Genomic DNA, 15310 nt, shown 5'->3' on the forward strand with positions numbered 1-15310 from the left:
GCATGGCCAGCATGCGAGTACTGGTGGTGGAGGACGAACCGTTCATGGCGGAGGCCATCCGCGATGGGCTGCGCCTCGAGGCGATCGCGGCCGACATCGCGGGCGACGGCGACACCGCACTCGAACTGCTGAGCATCAACACCTACGACCTCGCGGTCCTCGACCGGGACATTCCCGGACCGTCCGGCGACGAGGTCGCCGCCAGCATCGTGGCCTCCGGAAGCGGCATGCCGATCCTCATGCTCACCGCCGCCGACCGCCTCGACGACAAGGCCTCGGGCTTCGGGCTCGGCGCCGACGACTACCTGACCAAGCCGTTCGAACTCCAGGAGCTCGTGCTCCGGCTTCGGGCGCTCGACCGACGACGTGCGCACAATCGGCCGCCCGTGCGCGAGATCGCCGGCCTCCGACTGGACCCGTTCCGCCGGGAGGTCTTCCGCGACGGCCGCTACGTCGCGCTCACCCGCAAGCAGTTCGCCGTGCTGGAGGTGCTCGTCGCCGCCGAGGGCGGCGTCATCAGCGCCGAGGAGCTCCTCGAGCGGGCCTGGGACGAGAACGCCGATCCGTTCACGAACGCCGTGCGCATCACGGTCTCCGCCCTGCGCAAGCGACTCGGCGAGCCGTGGCTGATCGCGACCGTTCCCGGCGTCGGCTACCGCATCGACACCGGTGCGCCGGACATCGCCCCCGAGGCATCCGCTCGCCCCGAGGCATCCGCTCGCCCCGAGGCATCCGCTCGCCCCGAGGCATCCGCTCGCCCCGAGGGCCTCGATCGTGGGTAGGAGGACGCCGGGCCTGAGCGTGCGCCTGAAGCTCGCCCTCAGCTATGCGGGGTTCCTGCTCGTGGCGAGCGTCCTGCTGCTGGCTGCGGTGTGGCTCTTCCTGCTGCGGTACGTGCCCGGCGAGGCGATCCAGACGATCGAGGGATTCGTGCCAGGGCGCGACGACCTCGTGCGCGCATTCGGCCCCGCGGTCGGGTGGGTCATCCTGTTCCTGCTCGTCATCGGGCTCGGCGGCGGCTGGTTCCTCGCCGGGCGCATGCTCGTGCCCCTCGCACGGATCACGGATGCCACGCGCCGGGCTGCGAACGGAACCCTGTCGTATCGAATCGAATTGGAGGGCAGCAACGACGAGTTCCGCGAGCTCGCCGACAGCTTCGACGCGATGCTCGCAAGGCTCGAGGCGCACGTCGCCGAACAGCGGAGGTTCGCGGCGAACGCCTCGCATGAGCTGCGCACGCCGCTCGCGATCACGCAGACGCTGCTCGAGGTCGCCCGCAACGATCCGGCCAGCGACCACGGCGAGCTCATCGACCGCCTCATCGCCGTCAACGCCAGGGCGATCGACCTCACCGAGGCGCTGCTGGTGCTCAGCCGCGCAGATCAGCGGTCATTCACCCGCGAGCGGGTCGACCTGTCACTGCTCGCCGAGCAGGCCGCGGAGACCCTGCTTCCGCTCGCCGAGCAGCGCGGCGTCGCGATCGAGACCTCCGGCGACGTCGCGCTCGCGCTCGGCTCGTCCGCCCTGCTGCTGCAGCTGACCACGAACCTCGTGCACAACGCCATCGTGCACAACCTGCCCGACGACGGCACCGTGCACGTCGCCACCGCGGTCGACGGCGGCGCCGTCACGCTCAGGGTCGAGAACACGGGCGAGCACCTCCCGCCGCACGTGGCGGCCACGCTCACGGAGCCGTTCCAGCGGGGCACCGAGCGCATCCGCGGCGATCACGGCGGGGTCGGCCTCGGCCTCGCGATCGTCAAGAGCATCGCGCAGGCGCACGACGGAACGCTCTCGATCACGGGCGCGCCCGAGGGCGGGCTGCGCGTGACCGTGCGGCTCCCGGCCGCGTCGGCATCGGCATCGGACGCCGCCCGATGAGCGTCGAGGAACGGCCACGGGACTCGGCGTCGGCGCAGGCATCGGCGGGCACATCGGCGGGTGGCGCCGGCGGGTCGCGGCGCCCGAGCCGCCACGCGCTGCTGGCCGCGCTGTTCACGCTGTACCTCGTGCTGCTCGCCTGGCTCGTGCTCTTCAAGCTCGAGCTCGCGTCGTTCGGCACCGGCGGGCTGCGCCAGGTCAAGCTCGTCCCGTTCATCGCCGACGCCTGCAACGGCGCCAGTGCGCCCTCCGAGGTCATCGCGAACGTGCTGATCTTCGTCCCGTTCGGCCTCTACCTCGGCCTGCTCGCGCCGGCGTGGCCGTGGTGGAGGGTCGTGGCCACGGTCGCCGGCGCGAGCATCGCGCTCGAGGTCGCCCAGTACGTGCTGGCGGTGGGCAGCTCCGACATCACCGACGTCATCACGAACACGGCGGGCGGCCTTCTCGGCCTCGGGTTGCTCGTTCTCGTGCGCCGCCGGCTGGGAGTGCGGACCGAGCTCGTCATGGCTCGGGTCTGCTCGGTGTTCACCGTACTCGCGCTGCTGCTGACCGTCATCTTCGTGGCCTCGCCGCTGAGCTACGGGCCGCAGCCCGACGTCCGGGTCCCGACGCGCGGGGCGCCGGGCGCCGGTGGGGACGCGAGCGTGGCCGGCCTTCCAGACCGCGTGTCGCGCGCCCAGCAGTGCCTCGCGGGATCGTTCAGCGCGTTCTGAACGCGGATGCGCCGAGCCGTGCTCAGGGCACGAGGTGCCCCGACGTGCGGAAGAGCTGGTACCACTCGGCGCGCGTGAGCGGGATCTCGGAGCCCTGTGCCGCACCGGCCACGCGCTCGGGGCTCGTCGTGCCGAGCACGACCTGCATGCGGGCAGGGTGACGGGTGATCCACGCGGTCGCGATCGCGATGGGCGGCACGTCGTACTTCGCCGCGAGCCGGTCGATGACGGCGTTGAGCTCGGGGTAGTCGGGCGAACCGAGGAACACCCCGTTGAAGAAGCCGGCCTGGAACGGCGACCACGCCTGGATCGTGATGCCGTGCAGGCGGCAGTAGTCGACGATGCCGCCGCCGTCGCGCATGACCGACTGCGGCTCGTCGAGCATGTTCGCGGCGACGCCCTGGGCGATGATCGGCTCGTGGGTGATCGACAGCTGCAGTTGGTTGGCGACGATCGGCTGCCGCACGACCTGGCGCAGGAGGTCGATCTGGCGCGGCGTGTGGTTGGAGACGCCGAAGGCGCGCACCTTGCCCGCCGCCTCGAGTTCGTCGAAGGCGCGCGCGACCTCCTCCGGCTCGACGAGCGCGTCGGGGCGGTGCAGCAGCAGGATGTCGATGCGATCGGTCTGCAGCGCCGCGAGCGAGCCCTCGACCGACTCGATGATGTGCTCGTACGAGAAGTCGAAGTAGGGGCCGTCGCGCACGATGCCCGCCTTGGTCTGGATGGTGATCTCGTCTCGCTGCGACGGGGTCAGCGCCAGCGCCTCGGCGAATCGACGCTCGCATCCGTGGAGGTCCTTGCCGTAGACGTCGGCGTGGTCGAGGAAGTCGATGCCGGCGTCACGTGCGGCGCCGACGAGCTCGCGCACCTCGTCGTCGGTCTTGTCGGCGATGCGCATCATGCCGAGCACGACGTTGGGGACGACGATCTCGGTTCCGGTCAGCGTGAAGGTCTTCAACAGACGGTCCTTTCACAGGGTTCTTCGTGTCTTCGGGTTGCACATCCACGCTAGGCAGCGCGAGAGTAGAAGTAAAACAACAAGATCTGATTCGATTGAGAAAGAGCGTCGATCAATGGAACTTCGGCAGTTGGAGTACTTCGTCGCGCTCGCCGACGAGCAGCAGTTCACGCGCGCGGCCGCGGTCTGCCGCGTCTCGCAATCGGGGCTCTCGGCCGCGATCCGCACGCTCGAGAGCGAACTCGGCTCGCCGCTCTTCACCCGCACCACCCGCCGGGTCGACCTCACGAACAGCGGGCTCGCACTGCTGCCGTTCGCGCGTGCGACGCTCGCCCAGGCGGCCGCGGGGCGCGACGCCGTGGTGCGCGCCACGCACGAGCTCTCGGGGCGGCTGCGGGTCGGGTCCGAGCAATGCCTGGGAGTGGTGGACGTTCCGCCGCTGCTCGAGCGGTTCCATCGACGCTTCCCGCTCGTCGACATCTCCTTCACGCAGGCGGGCTCGCACGACCTGCTCACGCAGGTTCGGGCCGAGGAGCTCGACATCGCGTTCGTCGCGACCACGGGTCCGCCGTCGGCCGCCCGCAGCGCGGAGCTCGGGCGTCGGCCGATCGTGCTGCTCGTGCCGCCCGATCACGCGCTCGCGGCCGCATCGGGCGTGGAGTGGGCCGACCTGAGCGGCCACGAGTTCATCGACTTCCGCGAGGCGTGGGGCGTCCGCTCGCTGAACGACGCCGCCTGCGCGGCGCACGGCGTCGCACGACGCATCCGGTGCACCGTCGACGAGGTGCACACGTTGCTCGACCTGATCCACCGCGGGCTCGGCATCGCGCTCGTGCCGGCGCACGTGGCCGAGAAGCCGCAGGCGGCCGGCCTCACGACGATCCAGCTCCCCGATGCATCCGTTCCGCAGTGGATCGTCTCGGCGGTCACGGCACGACGAGCGGATGCCGCGGCGGCGCACCTGCTCGAACTCCTCGAGCCCGTGCTCACGGCCGAGCACGGCGCACGATGACCCATCGACCCGTGGGCCGTGTCTCCCTGTGCGTGCTCGCGCTGGCCGTCCTGTTCACCTCCGGATGCGCGGCGCAGGCCGCTCCCGAGGCGACGACGGTCCAACTGCCGCCCGCCGGCGCCGCCCCCGACTACCAGCTCGGCGGGGCGTACGAACCCGGCCCGGCGGTCGGCATCGTCGCGCGCGACCGCGCCGATGCGCCCGCCCCCGGCCGGTACTCCATCTGCTACGTCAACGGGTTCCAGACCCAACCCGGCGAGCGCGACGACTGGCCCGACGCCCTCGTGCTCACGCGCGAGGGCGCAGACGTGGTCGATCCCGACTGGCCCGACGAGTCGCTGCTCGACACCTCGACGGCGGAGCAGCGCTCCCGCATCGCGGAGATCGTCGGGCCGTGGATCAAGGGTTGCGCCGAATCCGGCTTCGACGCCGTCGAGTTCGACAACCTCGACTCGTACACGCGGTCGGACGGCGCGATGAGCCTCGACGACAACCTCGCCCTCGCGGCGATGCTCGTCGAGGTCGCCCACTCGAACGGGCTCGCGGCCGGGCAGAAGAACGCCGCCGAGGCGACCGAGCGGCTGCACGACGAGGCGGGGTTCGACTTCGCGGTCGTCGAGGAGTGCATGGCCTACGCCGAATGCGGCGCCTACGCCGACGTGTACGGCGTGCACGTCATCGCGATCGAGTACGCCGACGCCCTCCCCCGGCCGTTCGCCGAGCTCTGCGCGGAACCCGACGCCCCGGCCTCGCTCGTGCTGCGCGATCGCGACCTGACCGTGCCGGGCGATGACGCCCACGTCTTCGAGCTGTGCGATCGGTGAGGCATCCGCTCGTCGCGACGTCGGGAGGATCGGCGATGATGGGACGGAACCGAGGAGCCGCATGACCGACGAGACGCCCATGACCGATGCCGACCTCGATCGGCTGCGCCGCTGCATCCGCATCGCCGCCGAGGCGAGGGCCCGCGGCGACCACCCGTTCGGATCGCTCGTCGTCACCGCCGACGGCCGCCCGATCGAGGCCATGAACAGCGTGGTCACCCAGCACGATCCGACGGGTCACGCCGAGACGAACGTCGTCCGCGCGGCCGCCGCGGTGCTGTCCGCCGAGGAGCTCGCGACCAGCACCCTCTACACGAGCACCGAGCCGTGCGCGATGTGCTCGGGGGCCATCTACTGGAGCGGCATCCCGCGCGTCGTCTACGCACTCGGCGAAGACGGGCTGCGCGATCTCGTCGCCGAGCAGGAGGGCGTGCCCACCATGGCCCTGCCCTGTCGCGAGGTCTTCGCCCACGGCGGCCGGCCGGTCTCGGTCACGGGGCCCGCCGACCTTCCCGAGGCATCCGCCGTCCACGACGGATTCTGGGGCTGACATGACCGCGCCCGAGCGCCTCTTCTCATATGGCACGTTGCGACTGCCCCAGGTGCAGCGCGAGACGTTCGGCGCGGAGTTGCCGACGACCCCCGACGCGCTGGTCGGCTGGCGGCTCGCAACCCTGCGAATCACGGATGCCGCGGTGCTGGCCCTGAGCGGAGCGGCCGAGCACCCCATCCTCGAGCACACGGGCGACCCCGCCGACCGCGTCGAGGGCGCGGTGCTCGAGCTGGCCCCCGCGCAACTCGCGGCGGCCGATCGCTACGAGGTCGAGGACTACACGCGGGTCGCGGTCGCCCTCGAGTCGGGCCTCGCCGCGTGGGTGTACGTGGGGCGCTGACGCGAGCACGCGAGCGCTCGAGAGGAGACGACGACATGCAGATCGACGAGGGCGACGAGCCGCGGTTCCGGAGCCCCGATCCATGCCCGCAGTGCGGCGACGTGCTCGACGGCGGCGTGCTCGCGCCAGACGACAACTCCCTCACCATCACGCTGCGCTGCCTCGTCTGCGGCTACTCGGCGCTCGTCGACCCGTTCGCCTGATCGGCACGATCATGCGCTCCACCGCTGATCGCGTCACACCGTGTCGGCGCCGATCCTGCGGCGCGCGAAGGTGTCGAGGCGCTCGCGCTTGGTTCTGATGAGGTGCGCCGCGATCGCCTCGCGGGCCGCGACGGGGTCGCGATTGCGGATCCCGTCGAGCACCGCATCATGCTCGAGCATGGATTCGTGCACGTCCTGTCGGTGGAACGCATCCTGGTCGAAGATGCGCAGCCGCACGATGAGGCCCTGCAGCATGGTGATGAGGGTCGTGTTCTCCGACGCGGCCCAGAGGAGTTCGTGCCAGCGGGCGTGCAGCCGGCGGGCGACGGCCGGGTCTTCCTCGAGCCGTACCTCCCGCTGCAGCTGCGTGAGCTCGGCCAGTTGCAGGTCGGTACGACGCACCGCCGCGGCCTGCGCGGCCGCCTGGTGCTGTACCCGTTCTTCCATGCGACCTGATCGTCCAGAAGGGGTGCCTCCCCGCACTCGGCGGAGGTTGTTAATTCGCGTTCATGGTGGTGACGAGCTCGTCGTAGTTGCCGTTGACCTCGGCGTAGCGCATCCACTTGACACCCTCGACGAGAACCTCGGTGACGTCGGGCTGGGATTCGAGGATGGTCATGACCTCGTCGATGTAGTCGTTCAGCGGCAGGAAGATCTCGACCTGCGACTGACCGGGCATCAGCTCGGTACGCAGCCCGGGCGGGGTCAGCTCGACGACCTTGACCGTAGAGCCGGCGAGCTGCAGGCGCAGCGTCTCGGTGAAGCGGTGGATGAACGCCTTGCTGCCGTTGTAGCTCGGCGTGATCGTCAGCGGCAGATGCGCGAGCCCGGAGGAAACCGTCATGATCGTGGCATCAGGGCGAGCCTGCAGGTGCTCGATGAACGCGGAGATGAGCCGCAGCGGTCCGAGCACGTTCGTCTCGACCGTGCGCTCGGCGGCCTCGAGGAACCCGGCGACGTGGGTATCCTCAGCGACCATGATGCCGGCCATCGTGATGACGACGTTCAGGTCCGGGTGTGCCGCCAGTACAGCATCGCGGGCGGCGAGCACCGAGGTGCTGTCGGTGGTGTCGATGGTGACCGTGTCGAAGCCGTGTTCGGCCTTCAGCTGGTCGAGGACAGCGGTGCGGCGTCCGCCGATGATGAGGGTGTTGCCGGCGGCCTGGAGACGCTGGGCGAGCGCCAAGCCGATGCCGGAGGCGCCGCCGGGGATGAAGATCGTGTTGCCGGTGATGTTCACGGGCGAGTCCTTTCGTTGATGGATACCTGTTGAGTGTGCAGTCGATGCTGTGGCAGCGGGAGAGGAGCGGTTATCGAGGGATCGCCGGTCCCTCCCTCGCGGGCGTCTTCGGGACTGGTTGTCCCGCCCCGGGACAGGAACATCGCCCCCGATTGCATCGGCTTCGCTGAGACGAGTCCGGGCTGCCGCGCTACGGGTTCGGCGGCCACCCGGGCCGCGAACCCGCCGATGCATGGCGGCCCGGCACCTTCGGCTGGGTGGTCACATGAAGGAGCCGCCGTCGACGGCGATCGCCTGTCCGTTGATGAACCCCGCTCCGGGGGAGGCGAGGAACACGGCGAGGGGGCCGATGTCGTCGGGGCGGGCCTGCCGGCCGAAGGGGTTGAGGGCGGCGTAGCCGTCGATCGTCTCCTGGGGCAGGTCGCGGATGACCCCGGCGCCTTCGACCACACCGGGGGTGATGAGGTTCGCGGTGATGCCGCGCGCGGCCACCTCACGGGCGACGGCCTGGACCATGGGCTTGAGCGCGCCCTTGGTTGCGGCGTAGAGCGACGCACCGTTGGGCGCGTTGAGGGCGATCGTCGACCCGGTCGAGATGATCCTGCCGCCGTCCTCGACCGCCTTCGCCGCCTCCTGGAGGGTGTAGTAGGTGCCGCGGATGTTCACGTTCAGCAGCAGCTCGACCTGCGCGTCAGTGGTCTCGAGGATGGGGGTGTCGATCAACTCGATGCCTGCGTTGGAGAACACCACATCGATCCGACCGAAGGTCTCCTTCGCCGTCGCGAACAGGCTGCGGATCTGCTCAGGGTGGGACGAGTCGCTGTGGACCGTGAGGTATTCGACGCCGAGTGCTTCGAGCTCGGCGCCGTACTCGGCGGCGGCGGCTTCGTTGGAGATGTAAGAGGCGACGATCGTGGCGCCTTCGCGGGCGAACGCAAGGCCGACGGAGCGGCCGATTCCTCGCGTGCCGCCGGTGATCAGGACAACCTTGCCGGTCATGTCAGTCATGGGGATTCCTTTCGTGATGAGCGGCACAACCGGCGGATTGCCGGGAATGTCCGCCGCTCAATTCCTCACCGTAGAAGCGGGCGGGTGTGGGCACGAGAGGAGCGGATATCCCGGGATTGCCGGTCCCTCCCGGCCGTCCGGTTCTTCTGCGCGTGCGGCGAACGCAGGATTCCATACGAGACTGCAGCCGGCCATCCGCTGGTCGGATCATGGTCGTCCGCGTGCGCGCGGAACGACGCGATGAGCTGAGGGTCGCCGGACGCGACATCCTGCTCGTCTGGGTGTGCATCGCACCGGGGCAGGCTCGTCCTTGGCGATCTCCCATTCGGCAGACGGGACTCTGAACCGGATTTCGGACTGCCCAATGACGATACGAGGCGACCTAATCACCGCAGAAGCACCGATGGGGAGAGCGTCAGTCCTATGACAAGCGGTCCTCCCCGTACCAGCTCGGCAGTACCGGACAATTCACATACGGGTCGACGTTCCGGCTCCGCGTCGGGGCGACCGGGCGAGCGTGATCCTCCGCGAACAGCGGCAGGGAACTTGAGATGAAGCGAGGACGTTGATGCCGTTTTTCACCACTTCCGCGGGCGTCGAGCTGTACTACACCGATCAGGGCAGCGGCCGGCCGATCGTGTTCAGCCACGGGTGGCCGTTGAGCTCGGATGCGTGGCAGGTCGAACTGAAGTTCTTCGCGGATGCCGGCTACCGTACGATCGCGCATGACCGTCGCGGCCACGGCCGTTCCGCGGCGACCTATACCGGCAACGACATGGACACCTACGCCAGCGACCTCGCCGAGCTGATCGACTCCCTCGACCTGCACGACATGGTCCTCGTCGGCCACTCCACCGGCGGTGGCGAGGTTGTCCGCTACGCGGCACAGCACGGTGCGGGCCGGGTGGCGAAGGTCGTCACGGCCGGGGCGGTGCCGCCGATCATGCTGCAGTCCGCCACGAACCCGGAAGGCACCCCGATCGAGGCGCTCGACGGCATTCGCGAGAGTGTGCTGAAGGACCGCTCGCAGTTCTACCAGGACCTGGCCGAGCCGTTCTTCGGCGCGAACCGGCCCGGCTCGCAGGTCTCCCAGGGTGCGAAGGACGACTTCTGGCGTCAGGGGATGCTGGTCAACCTCGCCGCCGCCTACGACTGCGTCAAGGCGTTCAGCGAGACCGACCAGAGCGACGACCTCCGGGCACTCGAGGTCCCGATCCTGATCGCGCAGGGCGATGACGACCAGATCGTGCCCATCGCCGCCGCTGCGGAGAAGTCGATCGGCCTGGTGAAGAACGGCACCCTCAAGGTGTATCCGGGGGCCCCGCACGGGATCTACGGCGACTATCAGGCCGCGCTCGACAAGGACATCCTCACCTTCATCACCGACTGACGACCAACCCACCTCGGCCGCAATCCGCGGCACCCTCCGAAGCGACGCGTCGGGGTGTCGCCCCAACAGGAAGCGAAGATCATGTCCCACCACCTCGATTCCCCGATCGCCCGACAGGACGTCCGGCTCGACATCACCGACCTCTACGCATTCCGCGGCGAGACCGGCACCGTGCTCGCGATCAACGTGTGCCACTCCATCGCCGGCGACGTTCCCGTCCCGGGGTATCACCCCGAGGGGATGTACGAGTTCAAGATCGATCTCGACGGCGACGACGTCGAAGATGTCACCTACCGATTCGTCTTCGATGACCGCGATGCCGACGGGAAGCAGCGCTTCGCCCTGTGGAAGATCGAGGGGTCGGCCGCGACCGACCCCTTCGCGGGTGGCGACCTGGTCGCCCAGGGCGCCATGAGCGAGGAGATCCAAGGCACCGACGGCATTCGGGTGTGGACGGGGAAGGCGGGCGACCCGTTCTGGATCGAACCGGACGTGCTGCACGCCGTCGGCCACGCCGTGCAGGACGGCACCACCGTCGACCTGGGCTCGTGGACGCCCGACAAGGCGACCAACCTGTTCGCCGGCCACACGGTCTACTCGATCGTCCTCGAACTGGCGGATGCGGTTCTGGGCGGTTCGGGCACCCCGATCGGGGTGTGGGCGGTCGCGAGCCTGCAGACCGACGCCGGCGGGTGGCGGTCCATCAACCGGATCGGGCTGCCGATGATCCACCCGCTGTTCACCCAGTACAACGAGCAGCTCGGCGACGACCTCAATGCCGGCCGTCCGCTGGACGACTTCGCCACCTGGGGCGCGCTCATCAGCTCCGAGATCGAGGGCATCGTCCGCGCCTACGGCACCGCCACCGACCCCGCCGCGTACGGACAGACGATCGCACACCGGTTCCTGCCGAACATCCTGCCCTACGTCGTCGGAACCCCCGCGGTGTTCGGGTTCTCCGGATTCAATGGCCGATCGCTGATCGACAACGCCCCCGATGTCATGTTCTCCCTCGCCGCGAACACCCCGGTGGCCCTGGGCATCGGGAAGGAATCCGTCACCTCCACACCGCGCGACGCGTTCCCCTACGTTCCCGTCGCCAGCTGAAGGCTGGATGGTGAACACGACGCTCGCACCGGGATCGGATGCGGTCGCAGTGGGTCGACGACGACCGAGGTGGTCCTCGGCGATCGCCGGCATGGCCGCGGTCATCATCGGCCTGCACGTCTCCGGCTGGTCGCTGCTCGTCGTCGCCGGCGAACCGGCCGCGCGCGGCGCCGCGCTCAGTGTCGGGATCGGGGTGACCGCGTACACGCTGGGGTTGCGGCACGCGTTCGACGCCGACCACATCGCCGCGATCGACAACACCACCCGGAAGATCGTCGGCGACGGCGGCAAGCCCGTCTCGGTAGGGTTCTGGTTCTCCCTCGGGCACTCCACGATCGTGTTCGCGCTGACCCTGGCGCTCGCGCTCGGAGCGCGGGCACTGATCGGTCCGCTCGAGGAGGAGGACTCGACCCTCCATCAGGTCACCGGGATCATCGGCACCGGTGTCTCGAGCGTGTTCCTGTATGTGATCGCCGGCATCAACCTCGCCTTGCTGATCGCCGCGATCCGCGCCTACCGGCGGGTGCGCTCCGGAGACCTCAGCGAGGACGAAGCAGCGGCTCAGGCAGCCCCGAAAGGACCTCTCATCCTCATATTCGCCGGGTTGTTCCGCAGCATCCGCAAGCCCTGGCAGATGTATCCCATCGGGGTGCTGTTCGGGTTCGGGTTCGACACGGCCACCGAGATCGGCCTGCTCGTGCTGGCGGCCACCAGCATCGCCGCCGGCGTCCCCTGGTATGCGCTGCTGTCCTTGCCGCTGCTGTTCGCGGCGGGCATGTCGCTGCTGGACACCGCCGACGGGCTCGTGATGCGCTACGCCTACGGGTGGGCGTTCGGCAGGCCACGCCGACGGATGACGTACAACATCGCCGTGACCGCCCTGTCGGTCGCCGTCGCGGTCATCGTCGGAACCATCGAAGTCCTCGCGCTCTTCGGAGACCGGTTCAGCCTCGGCGGCGCATTCAGCTGGTTCGAGCAGATCGACTTCAACACCCTCGGCTTCGGCATCGTCGGACTCTTCATCGTCGCCTGGGGAGGTGCCGTCACCATCGCACGCATCCGACGTGGACGGAACCGCACGATCGCTCTCGCCGATCCTGCGCCATGACGTCGGGCGTCTCTGGACCGGACGATCGCCTATCCACCGAATCCGTGATGTCACCACCTGGACTCGGAGCGGACCACGAACACGGCCGGCTCGCGGCCCCGAGTATGTTGTGAGACGTAGGCAGTAGGCGCCGTCACCGGAAAGGCAGGTCATGTCGCATCCTTCGTGGGACAGGGTCGGGATCGATGCGCAGAGCGTCGATGCTCCGCTGTCACGTTCCGCCGTGTTCCTCACGACGACGATCGGGCCGACGGATGCCGCGCTCGACGTGGCACGCTCGGTGATCGCCGGCATCGACGATGTGGTCAAGACGGTCGGATTCCGCGACCTGGAGGGTCGACTCTCATGCGTGGTCGCGATCGGCAGCGCGGCATGGGACCGACTCTCACCGCGGGCGCGCCCGGCGGAGCTGCACACATTCGCGGAGATCGACGGCGGAGCACACCAGGCTCCTTCAACCCCCGGCGATCTGCTGTTCCATATCCGCTCCGAACGCGCCGATCTGTGCTTCGAGTTCGAACGGCTCCTGCTCGACACTCTCGGCGAGAGCGTGACCGTGGTCGACGAGGTAGCCGGCTTCCGCTATTTCGACTCCCGTGACCTGCTCGGCTTCGTCGACGGCACCGCCAACCCGATCGCAGACAATCTGGTCGACTCCGCCCTCGTCGGCGACGAGGACCCCGAGTTCGCGGGCGGCAGCTACATCGTCGTGCAGAAGTACCTGCACGACCTCGCAGGCTGGGGCGGGCTCAGCACGGCGGTGCAGGAGGAGATCATCGGTCGCTCCAAGATCGACAACGTCGAGCGCGACGGCGCGACCGAGACTCGAAAATCGCACAAGTCGCTGTCCACAATCCTCGACGACGACGGCAACGAGTTGGACATCCTCCGCGACAACATGCCGTTCGGTCGGCCGGGCCGAGGGGAGTTCGGCACCTACTTCATCGGCTACTCCCGGCGACTCTGGGTCACTGAGAAGATGTTGCAGAACATGTTCCTCGGCGACCCGGTCGGCTCCTACGATCGCATCCTCGACTTCTCGACCGCCGTCACGGGTGCGACCTTCTTCGCGCCGTCGAGGCAGCGTCTGGCCGCCCTCGGCGAGGCGACGCCGAGCACACCCACGACCACCGCTCCGCCAGCGCCGGTCGCACAGACCGCAACACTCGCGCCGATGCCCGCCGGCGAGGACACCTCACTGCGGATCGGATCGTTGAAGACACCCCGGCCGGAAGGATACCGCCCATGAACCACCTCCTGCGCGACCTCGCGCCGATCTCACCCGACGACTGGGCGCTGCTCGACGAAGAAGCCTCCGGCCGGTTGCGTGTCAGCCTCGCCGCGCGCCGACTCGTCGATGTGCGCGGTCCGTTCGGGTGGTCGTACTCGGCGACCAACCTGGGTCGCGTCGGACCGGTGATCGATGCGCCGGCGGAGTCGGTCACCGCCCGCACCCGCAGAGTGCTGCCGATGACCGAGGTGCGCGCCGATTTCAGCCTCGAACGACTCGAACTCGAGAGCAACTCCCGCGGCGCCGAAGACGTCGATCTCGGCGCTCTGGACGCGGCAGCGCTGCGCCTGGCCGGTGTGGAGAACCGCGCGGTGTTCTCCGGGTGGGAAAGCGCCGGCATCACCGGGATCGCCGAGGCCTCCCCGCACCGCGCGCTGGTGCACAACGGCAGCCCGGCGCACTATCTGGAGCAGGTCGCCCAGGCGATAGCGGTTCTGAAGCGCAGCGGGATCGGCGGGCCATACGCGCTCGCCGTCGGCCCCGAGGATTGGGTGGCCGTGATCGAAGCGGGAGACGACGGCTACCCCGTGCTTCGACATCTGGAGTCCATTCTCGGCGGTCCTATCGAATGGACACCCGGAATCGAGGGCGCCATCGTCCTCAGCACCCGGGGCGACGACTTCGTCCTCGAACTCGGCGAAGACATCTCCCTCGGCTACTCCCGCCACGACGCCACCGACATCCACCTCTACCTCGAAGAGACGCTCACCTTCCGTGTCAACACCCCGGAGGCGGCCATCGCCATCGTCTCTACGCAGTAGCAGATCGACCACACCGGCCGGCCGCAGAAGGCCGAGCGCACGTCGTCTGGAGGGGCGCTGCAACGTGATCGGAATCGGGCAGCTGACGGGCCTCGCGCTGGCGAGCCTGCTGATCATCGCCGTGCCCGGCCCCAGCGTCCTGTTCATTGTCGGTCGGGCACTCGCGCAGGGCAGACGACTGGCCGTGGCGACCGTGATCGGGAACGCGGCCGGCAGCCTCATCGCCGGTGTGGTCGTCGCGGTCGGCCTTGGCGAGTTGCTCTCTCGCTCGGAGATACTGTTCCACGTGATCAAATACGCGGGCGCCGCGTACTTGATCTTTCTCGGCCTACAGGCCCTTCTCGCGCATCGATCCCGCGCTCACGTACGAGCGACCGGCGCCGAGACACGAGTGTCCTGGCTTACCGTGGCAAAACAGGGCCTGGTCGTCGGCGTCAGCAACCCCAAGGTGTTCGTGCTCTATGCGGCGATCCTGCCCCAGTTCGTTGCCCCCGCAGTCGGGAACACGACCGCCCAGATGCTGGTCCTCGCGCTCGTCCCAGTGACGGTCGGCCTCATCACCGACATGACCTGGGCGCTCGCGGCGAGCGCGGTGAGGGGCTGGTTCGCGTCCTCACCGGTGAGACTCCGGCGCATCGGGCAAACAGGGGGTGTCAGCATCATCGGGTTGGGCATCGCCACGGCACTCACCGCCGATCCACGTTGAGCACTCACTCGAGACCATCCGAACCGCTGTACCGAGAAAGGCTCCCGTGACGGGATCCATGTCGTCCGGGCTGTCGGCATCGAACTCGCCACCCGGCGTCCTCGCCGACGCGTTCCTCGACCGCCTCCTCCTCGCCGCGACCCTGGTGTCGCTCGCGGGCGGGGCCGGGCCGCGTGGTGGCCGCCCAGGTGGCTCGACCATGTCCTCGCCGACCC

General features: G+C 69.0%; 17 protein-coding genes and 1 pseudogene. 14 read left to right on the forward strand and 4 right to left on the reverse strand.

Translation table 11 applies throughout. The annotated features are described in order from the left end of the window. Positions 1-11: 11 nt before the first annotated feature. From AC3IPY_RS11305 to AC3IPY_RS11315, 3 genes and pseudogenes are all read left to right on the forward strand, one after another. A pseudogene (locus tag AC3IPY_RS11305) lies at positions 12-668 on the forward strand (response regulator transcription factor); the annotation flags it as partial. A gap of 127 nt (positions 669-795) precedes the next feature. Further along, on the forward strand, positions 796-1881 hold the full coding sequence (locus AC3IPY_RS11310) for a sensor histidine kinase (RefSeq protein ID WP_489188306.1): 1086 nt from the start codon (positions 796-798) through the stop codon (positions 1879-1881). Then, a complete protein-coding gene (locus AC3IPY_RS11315; protein WP_489184392.1) occupies positions 1878-2594 on the forward strand; it encodes a VanZ family protein in 717 nt (238 codons plus the stop codon). The genes AC3IPY_RS11310 and AC3IPY_RS11315 overlap by 4 nt, the downstream gene beginning before the upstream one ends. Positions 2595-2616: 22 nt before the next feature. On the opposite strand, the gene AC3IPY_RS11320 is transcribed toward AC3IPY_RS11315, so the two are convergent. Further along, on the reverse strand, positions 2617-3552 hold the full coding sequence (locus AC3IPY_RS11320) for an aldo/keto reductase (RefSeq protein ID WP_489184393.1): 936 nt from the start codon (positions 3550-3552) through the stop codon (positions 2617-2619). 115 nt (positions 3553-3667) lie between these two features. On the opposite strand from AC3IPY_RS11320, the gene AC3IPY_RS11325 reads away from it, so the two are divergent. The 5 genes from AC3IPY_RS11325 (at position 3668) to AC3IPY_RS11345 (ending at position 6484) form a co-directional block, all read left to right on the forward strand. Next, a complete protein-coding gene (locus tag AC3IPY_RS11325; RefSeq protein WP_489184394.1) occupies positions 3668-4564 on the forward strand; it encodes a LysR family transcriptional regulator in 897 nt (298 codons plus the stop codon). Between the two features lie 11 nt (positions 4565-4575). Then, entirely contained in the window at positions 4576-5388 is an 813-nt protein-coding gene (locus tag AC3IPY_RS11330; protein ID WP_489184395.1) for an endo alpha-1,4 polygalactosaminidase, read from the forward strand. Positions 5389-5449: 61 nt separating this feature from the next. Continuing rightward, positions 5450-5938 (forward strand): nucleoside deaminase, encoded by a 489-nt coding sequence (locus AC3IPY_RS11335; RefSeq protein WP_489184396.1) that lies wholly within the window; start codon positions 5450-5452, stop codon positions 5936-5938. Position 5939: 1 nt separating this feature from the next. Beyond that, on the forward strand, positions 5940-6281 hold the full coding sequence (locus tag AC3IPY_RS11340; RefSeq protein ID WP_489184397.1) for a gamma-glutamylcyclotransferase family protein: 342 nt from the start codon (positions 5940-5942) through the stop codon (positions 6279-6281). 35 nt (positions 6282-6316) lie between these two features. After that, positions 6317-6484, forward strand: coding sequence for a hypothetical protein (locus AC3IPY_RS11345; RefSeq protein ID WP_489184398.1), 168 nt, complete (start codon positions 6317-6319; stop codon positions 6482-6484). Positions 6485-6517: 33 nt separating this feature from the next. On the opposite strand, the gene AC3IPY_RS11350 is transcribed toward AC3IPY_RS11345, so the two are convergent. The 3 genes from AC3IPY_RS11350 to AC3IPY_RS11360 all read right to left on the reverse strand — a co-directional run bounded on the left by AC3IPY_RS11350 (position 6518) and on the right by AC3IPY_RS11360 (position 8732). Continuing rightward, positions 6518-6931 (reverse strand): FCD domain-containing protein, encoded by a 414-nt coding sequence (locus AC3IPY_RS11350; RefSeq protein WP_489184399.1) that lies wholly within the window; start codon positions 6929-6931, stop codon positions 6518-6520. 49 nt (positions 6932-6980) lie between these two features. Then, the gene (locus AC3IPY_RS11355; protein WP_489184400.1) at positions 6981-7724 is read right to left on the reverse strand and encodes an SDR family oxidoreductase; all 744 of its coding nucleotides are present in this window, start codon (positions 7722-7724) and stop codon (positions 6981-6983) included. Between the two features lie 261 nt (positions 7725-7985). Further along, a complete protein-coding gene (locus AC3IPY_RS11360) occupies positions 7986-8732 on the reverse strand; it encodes an SDR family NAD(P)-dependent oxidoreductase (RefSeq protein ID WP_489184401.1) in 747 nt (248 codons plus the stop codon). A 568-nt stretch (positions 8733-9300) separates the two neighbouring features. On the opposite strand from AC3IPY_RS11360, the gene AC3IPY_RS11365 reads away from it, so the two are divergent. From AC3IPY_RS11365 to AC3IPY_RS11390, 6 genes are all read left to right on the forward strand, one after another. Next, complete coding sequence (locus AC3IPY_RS11365; protein WP_489184402.1) at positions 9301-10122, forward strand: alpha/beta fold hydrolase; 822 nt, start codon at positions 9301-9303, stop codon at positions 10120-10122. Positions 10123-10203: 81 nt separating this feature from the next. Continuing rightward, positions 10204-11229: a DUF4331 family protein gene (locus AC3IPY_RS11370; protein WP_489184403.1), complete on the forward strand. Its 1026-nt coding sequence runs from the start codon at positions 10204-10206 to the stop codon at positions 11227-11229. A 10-nt stretch (positions 11230-11239) separates the two neighbouring features. After that, positions 11240-12337 (forward strand): HoxN/HupN/NixA family nickel/cobalt transporter, encoded by a 1098-nt coding sequence (locus AC3IPY_RS11375; RefSeq protein WP_489184404.1) that lies wholly within the window; start codon positions 11240-11242, stop codon positions 12335-12337. Between the two features lie 223 nt (positions 12338-12560). Then, entirely contained in the window at positions 12561-13586 is a 1026-nt protein-coding gene (locus tag AC3IPY_RS11380) for a Dyp-type peroxidase (protein ID WP_489184405.1), read from the forward strand. Continuing rightward, a complete protein-coding gene (locus tag AC3IPY_RS11385; protein WP_489184406.1) occupies positions 13583-14389 on the forward strand; it encodes a family 1 encapsulin nanocompartment shell protein in 807 nt (268 codons plus the stop codon). Before AC3IPY_RS11380 ends, AC3IPY_RS11385 begins: the two co-directional genes overlap by 4 nt. Positions 14390-14453: 64 nt before the next feature. After that, positions 14454-15095, forward strand: a complete 642-nt coding sequence (locus tag AC3IPY_RS11390; protein WP_489184407.1) for a LysE family translocator — start codon at positions 14454-14456, stop codon at positions 15093-15095. Positions 15096-15310: the final 215 nt, after the last annotated feature.

The sequence above is a fragment of the Agromyces sp. GL_144 genome (assembly GCF_057834305.1).

Excerpts from the sequence above, each read along its gene's own strand:
- AC3IPY_RS11365 (WP_489184402.1), top strand. The coding sequence starts at position 9,301 with ATGCCGTTTTTCACCACTTCCGCGGGCGTCGAGCTGTACTACACCGAT.
- AC3IPY_RS11325 (WP_489184394.1), top strand. The coding sequence starts at position 3,668 with ATGGAACTTCGGCAGTTGGAGTACTTCGTCGCGCTCGCCGACGAGCAG.
- AC3IPY_RS11335 (WP_489184396.1), top strand. The coding sequence starts at position 5,450 with ATGACCGACGAGACGCCCATGACCGATGCCGACCTCGATCGGCTGCGC.
- AC3IPY_RS11370 (WP_489184403.1), top strand. The coding sequence starts at position 10,204 with ATGTCCCACCACCTCGATTCCCCGATCGCCCGACAGGACGTCCGGCTC.
- AC3IPY_RS11315 (WP_489184392.1), top strand. The coding sequence starts at position 1,878 with ATGAGCGTCGAGGAACGGCCACGGGACTCGGCGTCGGCGCAGGCATCG.
- AC3IPY_RS11345 (WP_489184398.1), top strand. The coding sequence starts at position 6,317 with ATGCAGATCGACGAGGGCGACGAGCCGCGGTTCCGGAGCCCCGATCCA.
- AC3IPY_RS11360 (WP_489184401.1), bottom strand. The coding sequence starts at position 8,732 with ATGACTGACATGACCGGCAAGGTTGTCCTGATCACCGGCGGCACGCGA.
- AC3IPY_RS11340 (WP_489184397.1), top strand. The coding sequence starts at position 5,940 with ATGACCGCGCCCGAGCGCCTCTTCTCATATGGCACGTTGCGACTGCCC.
- AC3IPY_RS11350 (WP_489184399.1), bottom strand. The coding sequence starts at position 6,931 with ATGGAAGAACGGGTACAGCACCAGGCGGCCGCGCAGGCCGCGGCGGTG.
- AC3IPY_RS11385 (WP_489184406.1), top strand. The coding sequence starts at position 13,583 with ATGAACCACCTCCTGCGCGACCTCGCGCCGATCTCACCCGACGACTGG.